General features: G+C 55.0%; 13 protein-coding genes. All 13 read left to right on the top strand.

Annotated elements, in window-relative coordinates:
- Position 1: 1 nt before the first annotated feature.
- The 13 genes from wzb (at position 2) to cpsB (ending at position 13,045) form a co-directional block, all read left to right on the top strand.
- Complete coding sequence (gene wzb, locus CSE01S_RS03675; RefSeq protein WP_042284338.1) at positions 2–448, top strand: low molecular weight protein-tyrosine-phosphatase Wzb; 447 nt, start codon at positions 2–4, stop codon at positions 446–448.
- A complete protein-coding gene (gene wzc / locus CSE01S_RS03670; RefSeq protein WP_042284335.1) occupies positions 448–2,610 on the top strand; it encodes a tyrosine-protein kinase Wzc in 2,163 nt (720 codons plus the stop codon). The genes wzb and wzc overlap by 1 nt, the downstream gene beginning before the upstream one ends.
- A gap of 61 nt (positions 2,611–2,671) precedes the next feature.
- A complete protein-coding gene (wcaA, locus tag CSE01S_RS03665) occupies positions 2,672–3,514 on the top strand; it encodes a colanic acid biosynthesis glycosyltransferase WcaA (protein ID WP_042284758.1) in 843 nt (280 codons plus the stop codon).
- Positions 3,515–3,516: 2 nt separating this feature from the next.
- Positions 3,517–4,005 (top strand): colanic acid biosynthesis acetyltransferase WcaB, encoded by a 489-nt coding sequence (gene wcaB / locus CSE01S_RS03660; RefSeq protein ID WP_042284332.1) that lies wholly within the window; start codon positions 3,517–3,519, stop codon positions 4,003–4,005.
- The gene (wcaC, locus tag CSE01S_RS03655; RefSeq protein ID WP_042284330.1) at positions 4,002–5,219 is read left to right on the top strand and encodes a colanic acid biosynthesis glycosyltransferase WcaC; all 1,218 of its coding nucleotides are present in this window, start codon (positions 4,002–4,004) and stop codon (positions 5,217–5,219) included. The genes wcaB and wcaC overlap by 4 nt, the downstream gene beginning before the upstream one ends.
- Positions 5,194–6,414 carry a colanic acid polymerase WcaD gene (wcaD, locus tag CSE01S_RS03650; protein WP_042284327.1) on the top strand — a complete coding sequence of 407 codons (1,221 nt, stop codon included), beginning with the start codon at positions 5,194–5,196 and terminating at the stop codon, positions 6,412–6,414. Before wcaC ends, wcaD begins: the two co-directional genes overlap by 26 nt.
- Before the next feature lie 13 nt (positions 6,415–6,427).
- Positions 6,428–7,174 carry a colanic acid biosynthesis glycosyltransferase WcaE gene (wcaE, locus tag CSE01S_RS03645; protein WP_042284324.1) on the top strand — a complete coding sequence of 249 codons (747 nt, stop codon included), beginning with the start codon at positions 6,428–6,430 and terminating at the stop codon, positions 7,172–7,174.
- Positions 7,175–7,189: 15 nt separating this feature from the next.
- Positions 7,190–7,783, top strand: coding sequence for a colanic acid biosynthesis acetyltransferase WcaF (gene wcaF / locus CSE01S_RS03640; protein WP_042284322.1), 594 nt, complete (start codon positions 7,190–7,192; stop codon positions 7,781–7,783).
- Between the two features lie 30 nt (positions 7,784–7,813).
- The gene (gmd, locus tag CSE01S_RS03635; RefSeq protein WP_042284320.1) at positions 7,814–8,935 is read left to right on the top strand and encodes a GDP-mannose 4,6-dehydratase; all 1,122 of its coding nucleotides are present in this window, start codon (positions 7,814–7,816) and stop codon (positions 8,933–8,935) included.
- A 2-nt stretch (positions 8,936–8,937) separates the two neighbouring features.
- Positions 8,938–9,903: a GDP-L-fucose synthase gene (fcl, locus tag CSE01S_RS03630; RefSeq protein ID WP_042284317.1), complete on the top strand. Its 966-nt coding sequence runs from the start codon at positions 8,938–8,940 to the stop codon at positions 9,901–9,903.
- A 2-nt stretch (positions 9,904–9,905) separates the two neighbouring features.
- A complete protein-coding gene (locus CSE01S_RS03625) occupies positions 9,906–10,385 on the top strand; it encodes a GDP-mannose mannosyl hydrolase (protein ID WP_042284315.1) in 480 nt (159 codons plus the stop codon).
- Positions 10,382–11,605 carry a colanic acid biosynthesis fucosyltransferase WcaI gene (wcaI, locus tag CSE01S_RS03620; RefSeq protein WP_042284312.1) on the top strand — a complete coding sequence of 408 codons (1,224 nt, stop codon included), beginning with the start codon at positions 10,382–10,384 and terminating at the stop codon, positions 11,603–11,605. Before CSE01S_RS03625 ends, wcaI begins: the two co-directional genes overlap by 4 nt.
- A gap of 3 nt (positions 11,606–11,608) precedes the next feature.
- Positions 11,609–13,045 (top strand): mannose-1-phosphate guanyltransferase, encoded by a 1,437-nt coding sequence (cpsB, locus tag CSE01S_RS03615; protein WP_042284308.1) that lies wholly within the window; start codon positions 11,609–11,611, stop codon positions 13,043–13,045.
- Positions 13,046–13,053: the final 8 nt, after the last annotated feature.

Genomic DNA, 13,053 nt, shown 5'->3' with positions numbered 1-13,053 from the left:
CATGTTTAACAAAATATTAGTTGTTTGCGTGGGGAACATTTGCCGTTCCCCAACGGCAGAGCGCTTATTGAAGCGCTACCACCCGGCGCTGACCGTCGAGTCGGCGGGGCTTGGCGCGCTGGTGGGTAAGGGCGCAGATGCGTCTGCCCTTAGCGTGGCGGCCGATCACGGCCTGTCGTTGGAAGGACACTGCGCGCGGCAAATCACCGGACGGCTGTGCCGGGACTATGACCTGATCCTGGCAATGGAGAAAAGACACATTGCGTCTCTGCATGAGCTGGCGCCGGAAATGCGCGGCAAAGTCATGCTGTTTGGTCACTGGGACGATGAGCGCGACATTCCCGACCCGTATCGTAAAAGCCGCGAGGCGTTTGAAGCGGTGTACGCATTACTTGAACGGTCTGCCCGCCAGTGGGCGCAGGCATTGAACGCAGAGCAGGTAAAATAATGACAGAAAAAGTAAGACAGTCTGCCGCTCCGGTAACGGGCAACGATGAAATCGATATCGGCCGCCTGGTGGGCACCGTCATTGAAGCACGCTGGTGGGTGCTGGGGATTACGGCATTATTCGCACTTTGCGGAGTGATTTACACGCTCTTCGCCACGCCAATCTACAGTGCGGATGCGCTGGTGCAGATTGAACAGAACGCTGGCAGCTCGCTGGTGCAGGATATTAACTCGGCGTTGTCCGATAAACCTCCCGCCTCTGAGGCCGAAATTCAGCTGATTCGCTCGCGTCTGGTGTTAGGCAAAACGGTGGATGACCTGGACCTGGATATCTCCGTCAGCAAAAACACCTTCCCGCTGTTTGGCGCAGGCTGGGAACGGCTGATGGGACGCCAGAATGAGACGGTGAAAGTTACCACCTTTACCTTGCCGAAGGGAATGAACGACCAGGTTTTCACGCTGAACGTGTTGGACGATAAGTCCTACGCGCTGACCAGTGACGGCGGGTTTAGCGCCCGTGGGCAGATCGGTCAAACCCTGAACAAAGACGGCGTGACGATGGTGGTGAGCGAGATCCATGCCCGCCCGGACACCGAATTTACCGTCAATAAATTCTCCACGCTCGGGATGATCAACACCCTGCAAAACAACCTGACGGTAACCGAAACCGGCAAGGACACCGGCGTGTTAAGCCTGACGTTTACCGGTGAGGATCGCGAACAAATTCGCGAAATTCTCGACAGCATTACCCGCAACTACCTTGAACAGAACGTGGCGCGTAAATCGGAAGAGGCAGCGAAAAGCCTGGCATTCCTGGCAAAACAACTGCCGGAAGTGCGCAGCCGTCTGGACGTCGCGGAGAACAAACTCAACGCCTTCCGCCAGGATAAAGACTCCGTTGACCTGCCGCTGGAAGCAAAAGCGGTGCTGGACTCAATGGTCAATATCGACGCCCAGTTGAATGAGCTGACCTTTAAAGAAGCGGAAATCTCCAAGCTGTACACCAAAGCGCACCCGGCTTACCGCACGCTGCTGGAAAAACGCCAGGCGCTGGAGGATGAAAAAGCGAAGCTCAACGGGCGCGTGACGGCAATGCCGAAAACGCAGCAGGAGATCGTGCGCCTGACCCGTGACGTGGAGTCCGGTCAGCAGGTCTACATGCAGCTGTTGAATAAGCAACAGGAGCTGCAGATCAACGAGGCCAGCACCGTCGGCGACGTGCGAATTGTTGACCCGGCGATTGCCCAACCGGGTGTACTGAAGCCGAAGAAGGGGCTGATCATACTGGGCAGCATTATTCTTGGCCTGATGTTGTCAATCGTCGGCGTCCTGCTGCGTTCGTTGTTCAATCGCGGTATCGAAAGCCCGCAGGTGCTTGAAGAGAACGGGATCAGCGTTTACGCCAGCATTCCGCTGTCGGAATGGCAGAAAGCGCGCGATAACGTGAAAACCATCAAAGGCGTGAAGCGTTACAAGCAGAGCCAGTTGCTGGCGGTAGGGAACCCGACCGATCTGGCGATTGAAGCGGTGCGTAGTCTGCGTACCAGCCTGCACTTCGCCATGATGCAGGCGCAGAACAACGTGCTGATGCTGACCGGGGTCAGCCCATCAATCGGTAAAACTTTTGTCTGCGCCAACCTGGCGGCGGTCATCAGCCAGACCAACAAGCGCGTGTTGTTGATCGACTGCGACATGCGCAAGGGGTACACCCACGAGTTGCTCGGCACCAACAACGTGAACGGTCTGTCCGATATTCTGGTCGGCAAGGGAGATATTTCCGCCTGCGCCAGACCAACCTCTATCCCAAACTTCGATCTCGTTCCCCGCGGCCAGGTGCCGCCAAATCCGTCGGAACTGCTGATGAGTGAACGTTTTGGCGAGTTGATCAAGTGGGCCAGCAGTCACTATGACCTGGTGCTGATCGATACGCCGCCGATTCTGGCCGTGACTGACGCGGCGATTGTCGGTCGCCACGCGGGAACCACCCTGATGGTGGCGCGTTACGCCGTGAATACTCTGAAAGAGGTGGAGACCAGCCTCAGCCGCTTCGGGCAAAACGGCATTCAGGTGAAAGGGGTGATCCTCAACTCTATCTTCCGTCGCGCCACCGGATACCAGGATTACGGGTATTACGAGTACGAATATAAGTCAGATTCCAAATAAAAAACGAGAATGCCGGATGGCAGCGAAACGCCATCCGGCGAAAACGCTTTGGGGAACGAGCATGAATAAAGACAACCCGCTGATTTCAATCTATATGCCCACCTGGAACAGGCAACAACTGGCGATTCGGGCCATCAAATCGGTGCTGCGCCAGGACTATACCCACTGGGAAATGATCATTGTCGATGATTGCTCCAGCGCCTATGAACAGCTGCAGCAGTTCGTCGAAGGGTTAAACGATCCACGGGTGCGTTATACCCATAACGACGTCAATTCCGGCGCCTGCGCGGTGCGTAACCAGGCGATCCGACAGGCGAACGGGCAGTACATCACCGGTATTGACGATGACGATGAATGGACGCCAAATCGCCTGAGCGTGTTTCTCGCCCATAAGCATCAGTTGGTCACTCATGCGTTCCTTTACGCGAACGATTATGTCTGTGAAGGCGAAGTCTATTCGCAACCGGCCAGTCTGCCGCTGTACCCGAAGTCCCCGTACTCTCGCCGCCTGTTCTACAAGCGCAACATCATCGGCAACCAGGTGTTTACCTGGGCGTGGCGTTTTAAAGAGTGCCTGTTCGACACTGAACTGAAGGCGGCGCAGGATTACGATATTTTCCTGCGCATGGTGGTGGAGTACGGCGAACCGTGGAAGGTGGAAGACGCGACGCAGATCCTGCATATCAACCACGGCGAAATGCAGATCACCTCGTCGCCGAAAAAATTCTCCGGCTATTTCCATTTTTATCGCAAGCACAAAGATAAATTCGACCGCGCGAGCAAGAAATATCAGCTGTTCACCCTTTACCAGATCCGCAATAAACGGATGACCTGGCGCACGTTGCTCACGCTGCTGTCCGTTCGTAACGGCAAACGGCTGGCTGACGGACTGCGAGGGCGTTAAGCATGCTGGAAGATATTCGCGCCAACAGCTGGAGCCTGCGCCCGTGCTGCATGGTGCTGGCTTATCGCGTCGCCCACTTTTGTTCCGTCTGGCGCAAAAAAAATGTCTTTAACAACCTGTGGGCCGCGCCGGTGCTGGTGCTGTATCGCCTGATCACCGAATGCCTGTTTGGCTACGAGATACAGGCGGCAGCGACCATTGGCCGACGTTTCACTATTCATCACGGTTATGCCGTGGTGATAAATAAGAACGTGGTCGCCGGGGACGATTTTACGATTCGTCATGGTGTCACCATTGGCAATCGCGGCGCCGACAGCCTCGCCTGCCCGGTGATTGGCAACGGGGTGGAGCTGGGCGCGAACGTCATTGTGCTGGGTGATATCACTATTGGTAATAACGTGACCATTGGCGCCGGGAGCGTGGTGCTTGACGCCGTGCCGGACAATGCGCTGGTGGTAGGCGAGAAGGCACGAGTGAAGGGAATAAAATGAACATTCTGCAATTTAATGTGCGGCTGGCGGAAGGCGGTGCGGCTGGGGTGGCATTAGATCTGCATCAGCGCGCGCTGCAAAAAGGACTGGCTTCACGTTTCGTGTACGGCTACGGCAAAGGCGGAAAGAAAAGCGTCAGCCACAATCATTATCCGCATGTGAGTAAGCAGACGCCACGGTTGACGTCGGTGGCGAATATCGCTCTGTTTCGTCTGTTTAACCGCGACCTGTTTGGCAATCTCAATAATGTATACCGCAGCGTCACCCGCACGCCGGGGCCGCTGGTGCTGCATTTTCACGTCCTGCACAGCTACTGGCTGAATCTGGCCGAGGTGGTGGCGTTTTGCGAAAAGGTGAAAAACCACAAGCCGGACGTCACGCTGGTCTGGACGCTGCACGACCACTGGAGCGTAACTGGCCGCTGCGCCTTTACCGACGGTTGCGAAGGCTGGAAGTCGGACTGCCGGAAATGCCCGACGCTGAACAATTACCCACCGGTGAAAGTCGACCGCGCCCATGCGCTGGTGCACGGTAAGCGCCAGCTTTTCCGTGACATGCTGGCGCTCGGCTGTCAGTTTATCTCACCAAGCCAGCACGTCGCCGATGCCTTTAACAGCCTGTACGGGGCAGGGCGTTGCCGCATCATCAATAACGGTATCGACGTGGCGACCGAAGCGATTCTCGCGGAGCTGACCCCGGTCAGCGCGACGGAAGGAAAACCGAAAATCGCGGTGGTGGCCCACGATCTGCGCTATGACGGTAAAACCAACCAGCGGCTGGTGCGCGAAATGATGGCGCTGGGCGAGGCGATCGAATTACATACCTTCGGTAAGTTTTCGCCGTTTGACGGAACGAACGTGGTCAATCACGGATTTGAAACCGACAAGCGTAAGCTGATGAGCGCACTGAACCAGATGGACGCGCTGGTGTTCAGTTCACGGGTGGATAACTATCCGTTGATTCTCTGCGAAGCATTGTCGATTGGCGTGCCGGTTATCGCCACCCATAGCGAGGCGGCGCAGGAGGTCCTGCAAAAATCCGGCGGTAAAACCTTCGACGACAGCGACGTACTTCGCCTGGCGCAGTTAAGCAAAGCCGATATCGCGCAGGCCGTCTTTGGCACTTCGCTCGACGCCTTTCGCGAGCGCAGCCGGGCGGCTTACAGTGGACAACAGATGCTGGAGGAATATGTCTCGTTCTATCAGAATCTGTAGCTATCTGCTGCTGCCGCTGATCTACCTGCTGGTCAACGTCAAAATTGCCCAGTTGGGCGAAAGTTTTCCCATCACCATCGTCACCTTTTTGCCGGTTTTGCTGCTGCTTTATGTGGAACGCATCAACCTGAAAAAACTGATGATTGCATTGGGGATCGGCGCCGGGCTGACGGCGTTTAACTACCTTTTCGGCCAGTCGCTGGACGCCAGCAAATACGTCACTTCCACCATGCTGTTTGTTTACATTGTGATCATTATCGGCATGGTCTGGAGTATTCGCTTTAAGACCATTTCGCCGCACAACCACCGCAAGATCCTGCGCTTTTTTTATCTGGTGGTTGGGCTGGTGGTACTCCTCGCCGCTGCCGAGATGGCGCAAATTATCCTCACCGGCGGCAGCAGCTTAATGGAAGCGATTTCGAAATATCTTATTTACAGTAACAGTTATGTACTGAACTTTATTAAATTTGGTGGCAAGCGAACCACCGCACTCTATTTCGAACCGGCCTTTTTTGCTCTGGCGTTAATCTCAATTTGGCTCAGCATCAAACAGTTTGGTATCAAAACACCTAAAACCGATGCTATGATTCTGGCAGGGATAGTATTATCAGGATCGTTTTCAGGGGTAATGACATTTATCTTGTTTTACCTGCTGGAATGGGCATTTCAGTATCTGAATAAGGATGCGATTAAGAAAAAACTGCCGCTGGCGATAATTTCATTAACCGTATTTCTGGTGGGGGTGATGTTCGCATTTCCTTATATCTCCACGCGCCTCGGTGATTTAGGCACAGAAGGGTCATCGTCTTATTATCGTATCGTCGGCCCGCTGGTTATGGTCGGCTATTCTTTGACCCATATTGACGGCGTTGTCAGATTTGGCTCACTTTACGAATATGTCGCATCATTCGGAATCTTTAACGGTGCGGATGTCGGAAAAACAATAGACAATGGTTTGTATCTGCTGATTATTTATTTTTCCTGGTTCGCGGTACTCATGACTCTGTGGTACATGGGGAAAGTGGTAAAAATGACGCTTAATGCGTTTGGTGATAATCAGAATTTTCGGGTGCAGCTTTATCTTTTTACCCCGGTGTCACTGTTTTTTACCGGTTCAATATTTAGCCCGGAATATGCGTTTCTAATTGTCTGTCCGTTTATTTTGCGCAAAGCGCTCAATATTACAAAAGTATGATGAGGTTATTCCTATGCTGCTCAGCATTATCACCGTCGCGTTTCGCAATCTGGACGGCATTGTCAAAACCCATGCGTCACTTGCGCACCTGGCCCAGGCAAATGATATCAGCTTCGAGTGGATTGTGGTGGATGGCGGCTCGAACGACGGGACCCGCGAGTTTCTCGAAAACCTCAATGGCGAGTACGACTTACGCTTTGTGAGCGAACCGGATAATGGCATCTATGATGCGATGAATAAAGGCATAGAGATGGCGCAGGGAACGTTTGCGCTGTTCCTCAATTCCGGTGATATTTTTCATCCGGATGCTGCCCGGTTCGTGCGTCAGCTGAAGACACAAAAAGATGACGCCATGATGACCGGTGATGCGCTGCTGGATTTTGGCAATGGTCATAAAATTAAACGCAGCGCGAAACCCGGCTGGTATATCTATCACAGTCTGCCAGCCAGCCATCAGGCGATCTTTTTCCCGGTCAGAGGGTTAAAAATCTGGCATTACGATTTGCAATATAAAGTGTCATCCGACTATGCGCTGGCCGCCAGAATGTATAAAGCGGGTTATCGTTTTAAAAAATTAAATGGACTGGTGTCTGAATTTTCTATGGGCGGCGTGTCGACAACGAATAATCTTGAACTCTGCGAAGATGCGAAAAAGGTCCAGCGTAACATATTACGTGTCCCCGGTTTCTGGGCGGAGTTGTCATGGCATTTACGCCAGCGCACGACGGGTAAAACGAAAGCCTTATATAACAAATCATAAATATAAGGAAATAATATGCAGGATTTACGCGGCTTTTCCGTGCCGAAAGGTTTTCGTGGCGCGAGTGGCATAAAAGTTCAATTGTGGTGGGCGGTACAGGCGACATTATTTGCCTGGTCTCCGCAGGTCCTTTATCGCTGGCGCGCATTTTTGCTCCGTTTATTTGGCGCAAAAATCGGAAAAAACGTAGTCATTCGACCTTCGGTAAAAATTACCTATCCGTGGAAATTAACGTTAGGAGATTACGCCTGGGTCGGCGATGAGGTCAATTTATACACCCTCGGCGAGATTATTATCGGCGCAAACTCGGTGGTTTCGCAAAAAAGTTATTTATGTACCGGCAGTCACGATCACGCCAGCGCGCATTTTGATATTACCGCCACGCCGATTGTGATTGGCGAGAAGTGCTGGCTGGCAACCGATGTCTTCGTTGCGCCCGGTGTGACGATTGGCGATGGCACGGTCGTTGGCGCCCGCAGCAGCGTTTTTAAATCGCTACCGGCAAATACGATTTGCCGTGGCAATCCCGCAGTGGTGATACGCGAACGCGTTGAAACGAAGAGCCCGGTTCAGAATGGCAAGACAGATAGCCTTATGAGCAGGGTTTGAAAACTTTGATAAGTACAGAGGAAAATAAACATGTCTAAAGTCGCTCTCATCACCGGCGTTACCGGACAAGATGGTTCTTACCTGGCAGAGCTGCTACTGGAAAAAGGGTATGAAGTGCACGGTATTAAGCGTCGTGCCTCTTCTTTTAACACGGAACGTGTTGATCATATTTATCAGGATCCGCACGCCAGCAACCCCAAATTCCATCTGCATTACGGTGACCTGACGGACTCTTCCAACCTGACCCGTATCCTGCAGGAAGTGCAGCCTGATGAAGTGTATAACCTGGGCGCGATGAGTCACGTTGCGGTCTCCTTCGAGTCGCCGGAATACACCGCCGACGTTGACGCCATGGGGACCCTGCGTCTGCTGGAAGCGATTCGTTTCCTGGGCCTCGAAAAGAAAACCCGTTTCTATCAGGCGTCCACCTCTGAGCTGTACGGTCTGGTGCAGGAAATTCCGCAGAAAGAGACCACGCCGTTCTATCCGCGTTCACCGTATGCCGTGGCGAAACTGTATGCCTACTGGATCACCGTTAACTACCGCGAGTCTTATGGCATTTACGCCTGTAACGGCATTCTGTTCAACCACGAATCTCCACGCCGCGGCGAAACCTTTGTCACCCGCAAAATTACCCGCGCGATCGCTAACATCGCGCAGGGCCTGGAGTCATGTCTGTACCTCGGCAACATGGATTCCCTGCGTGACTGGGGCCATGCGAAAGATTACGTCAAGATGCAGTGGATGATGCTGCAGCAGGAACAGCCGGAAGACTTCGTTATCGCCACCGGCGTGCAGTACTCAGTGCGTCAGTTCGTTGAGATGGCCGCGGCACAGCTGGGCATCAAACTGCGCTTTGAAGGCGAAGGCGTAAATGAGAAAGGCATTGTCGTCTCCGTCACGGGCCACGACGCGCCAGGCGTGAAGGCAGGCGATGTGATTGTTGCCGTCGACCCGCGTTATTTCCGTCCTGCGGAAGTGGAAACCCTGCTGGGCGATCCGAGCAAAGCGCACGAGAAGCTGGGCTGGAAACCGGAAATTACCCTGCAGGAAATGGTTTCCGAAATGGTCGCGAAAGATCTGGAAGCGGCGAAGAAACACTCCCTGCTGAAGTCTCACGGCTACGAGGTTGCCATCGCGCTGGAGTCCTGAGAATGAGCAAACAACGAATTTTCATTGCCGGCCATCGCGGGATGGTCGGTTCCTCGATAAAACGCCAGCTTGAACAGCGCGGCGACGTGGAACTGATCGTGCGTACCCGCGAGGAACTGAACCTGCTGGACAGTCGTGCCGTTCATGACTTCTTCGCCAGTGAACGCATCGATCAGGTGTATCTGGCGGCGGCGAAAGTGGGCGGCATTGTCGCGAATAACACCTACCCGGCGGATTTCATCTTTGAGAACATGATGATGGAAAGCAACATCATCCATGCCGCACACCTGAATAACGTGAATAAGCTGTTGTTCCTCGGGTCATCGTGCATCTACCCGAAGCTGGCGAAACAGCCGATGGCTGAGAGCGAGCTGTTGCAGGGAACGCTTGAGCCAACCAATGAGCCTTACGCCATTGCCAAAATTGCCGGGATCAAGCTGTGCGAGTCCTACAACCGTCAGTATGACCGCGACTATCGCTCGGTGATGCCGACCAACCTGTACGGGCCGCACGACAACTTCCACCCGAGCAATTCCCATGTGATCCCGGCGCTGCTGCGTCGTTTTCATGAGGCGACCGTGGAAAACGCGCCGGATGTGGTGGTGTGGGGCAGCGGTACGCCGATGCGTGAATTCCTCCACGTTGACGACATGGCCGCCGCCAGCATTCACGTGATGGAGCTGGATCGCGAAGTCTGGCAGGAAAACACCCAGCCGATGCTGTCGCACATTAATGTCGGTACCGGCATTGACTGCACCATCCGCGAGCTGGCGCAGACGATCGCGCAGGTGGTGGGCTACAAGGGCCGCGTGGTGTTCGACGCCACCAAACCGGACGGCACGCCGCGCAAACTGCTCGACGTCACCCGCCTGCATCAACTGGGCTGGTATCACGAGATCTCGCTGGACGCAGGCCTTGCCAGCACCTACCAGTGGTTCCTTGAGAATCAGCACCGGTTCCGGGGGTAAGCATGTTTTTACGTCAGGAAGATTTTGCCACGATCGTTCGTTCCACGCCGCTGATCTCCATTGATTTGATTGTGGAAAACGAACGCGGCGAGTTCCTGCTGGGAAAACGAACGAATCGTCCTGCACAGGGCTTCTGGTTCGTGCCCGGCGGGCGTGTGCAGAAGGATGAGACGCTCAGCGATGCCTTTGCGCGCCTTACTCTGGCGGAACTGGGCCTGCGGCTGCCGATGGCAGCGGGCCAGTTTTACGGGGTCTGGCAGCACTTCTATGACGATAACTTTTCGGGCAGCGACTTCACCACGCACTACATCGTGCTGGGGTTCCGTCTGAAGGTGAGAGAGGCAGACCTGCCTCTGCCTGATTCTCAGCATGACGACTACCGCTGGCTGTCGCCAGAGGCGCTGCTTGCCAGCGACAACGTGCACGACAACAGTCGTGCCTATTTCCTGGCCGATCGTCAGTCCGGAGTGCCGGGCTTATGAAAATTTTGGTGTATGGAATCAACTACTCGCCGGAGCTGACCGGCATCGGCAAATACACCGGCGAGATGGTCGAGTGGATGGCGCGTCAGGGGCATGAGGTGCGGGTCATTACCGCGCCGCCGTACTACCCGCAGTGGAAGGTGGGCGAGCGCTATTCCGCCTGGCGCTACCGCCGGGAAGAGGGCGATGCCACCGTCTGGCGTTGCCCGCTGTATGTGCCGAAGCAGCCCTCGACGCTGAAACGATTATTGCATCTCGGCAGTTTCGCGCTGAGCAGCTTTTTCCCGCTGATGGCCCAGCGCCGCTGGAAGCCGGATCGCATTATCGGCGTGGTGCCGACGCTGTTTTGCACACCGGGCATGCGCCTACTGGCGAAGCTGTCTGGCGCGCGCACCTTACTGCATATTCAGGATTATGAAGTGGACGCGATGCTTGGACTCGGTCTGGCCGGAAAGGGCAAGAGCGGCAAAGTGGCAAAGCTGGCCTCCGCCTTTGAGCGCAGCGGCCTGCATAACGTCGACAACGTTTCCACCATTTCGCGTTCAATGATGAATAAAGCGCAGGAAAAAGGCGTCCCGGCGGAAAAAGTGATTTTCTTTCCGAACTGGTCGGAAGTGGCGCGCTTTCAGAACGTCAATGACGCGGATGTGCTTGCGCTGCGCAATCAGCTTGGTCTGCCGGATGACAAAAAAATCGTGCTTTATTCCGGCAATATCGGCGAAAAGCAGGGGCTGGAAAACGTCATCGAAGCCGCGGCTCAGTTGCGCGATAAGCCGCTGGTGTTCGCCATTGTCGGGCAGGGCGGCGGCAAAGCGCGACTGGAAAAAATGGCCCGTGAGCGCGGCCTCGATAACATCAGGTTTTATCCGTTGCAGCCTTACGAAGCGCTGCCTGCGCTGCTGAAAATGGGCGATTGCCATCTGGTGGTGCAAAAGCGCGGCGCGGCGGATGCGGTTTTACCGTCCAAGTTAACCAACATTCTGGCGGTCGGCGGCAACGCGGTCATCACCGCCGAACCGGAAACGGAACTGGGCCAGCTGTGCAGCAACGCGCCGGGTATCGCCGTTTGCGTTGAGCCGGAATCGGTCCCGGCGCTGGTCGCGGGGATTACCTCCGCACTCGCCATGCCAAAACACAACACGGTGGCACGTGAATATGCCGAACGCACGCTCGATAAAGAGAACGTGTTACGTCAATTTATTACAGATATTCGGGGATGAATCATGGGGCAAAATAAACTCTATCCGGTTGTGATGGCTGGTGGCTCCGGTAGCCGTTTGTGGCCGCTTTCCCGCGTACTTTATCCAAAACAGTTTTTATGCCTGAAGGGCGATCTGACCATGCTGCAAACGACCATTTGTCGTCTGAACGGCGTGGAGTGCGAAAGCCCGGTGGTGATCTGCAACGAGCAGCACCGTTTTATCGTCGCCGAACAGCTGCGACAGCTCAATAAACTCACGGAAAACATCATTCTCGAACCGGCGGGTCGTAACACCGCGCCGGCGATCGCGCTGGCTGCGCTGGCGGCAAAACGCCACAGTCCGGACAGCGATCCGCTGATGCTGGTGCTGGCGGCCGATCATGTGATTGCCAACGAAGACGCTTTCCGTGAAGCCGTACGTAACGCCATGCCGTACGCTGAGGCGGGTAAGCTGGTGACTTTTGGCATCGTGCCGGATCTGCCGGAAACCGGCTATGGCTATATTCGTCGCGGCGAGGTGGTGCCGGGCGAGAAAGACGCGGTGGCCTTTGAGGTGGCGCAGTTTGTCGAAAAACCGAATCTGGAGACCGCTCAGGCGTATGTGGCAACCGGCGATTACTACTGGAACAGCGGTATGTTCCTGTTCCGCGCCGGTCGTTATCTGGAAGAACTGAAAAAATACCGTCCCGATATTCTGTCGGCCTGCGAAAAAGCGATGAGCGTCGTTGACCCGGATCTGGACTTCATTCGGGTGGATGAAGAGGCGTTTCTCGCCTGTCCGGAAGAATCGGTGGATTACGCGGTAATGGAACGCACGGCGGATGCGGTAGTGATGCCGATGGACGCGGGCTGGAGCGACGTGGGTTCCTGGTCCTCGCTATGGGAGATTAGCGCGCATACCGCCGAAGGTAACGTACACCACGGCGATGTGATCAGCCACAAAACCGAGAACAGCTACGTCTATGCCGAGTCTGGCCTGGTGACGACCGTTGGCGTGAAAGACCTGGTGGTGGTGCAGACCAAAGACGCGGTGCTGATTGCCGATCGCAACGCGGTGCAGGATGTCAAAAAAGTGGTTGAACAAATCAAAGCCGACGGGCGTCATGAACACCATATTCACCGTGAAGTGTACCGTCCGTGGGGCAAATACGACTCTATCGACGCCGGTGACCGCTACCAGGTGAAACGCATTACCGTTAAACCGGGCGAGGGGCTGTCGGTGCAGATGCACCACCACCGCGCCGAACACTGGGTGGTGGTGGCGGGCACCGCCAAAGTCACCATCAACGGCGAGATCAAACTGCTTGGTGAAAACGAGTCTGTTTATATTCCGCTGGGCGCGACCCACTGTCTGGAAAACCCGGGAAAAATTCCGCTCGACTTAATTGAGGTGCGCTCCGGCGCCTATCTGGAAGAGGACGACATCGTTCGCTTCGAGGATCGCTACGGCCGCGTCTGACCATCATC

It is taken from the genome of Citrobacter sedlakii NBRC 105722, assembly GCF_000759835.1.
GTDB classification, from domain to species: Bacteria; Pseudomonadota; Gammaproteobacteria; order Enterobacterales; family Enterobacteriaceae; genus Citrobacter_A; species Citrobacter_A sedlakii.
This window is presented reverse-complemented; position numbering and strand designations above follow the sequence as displayed.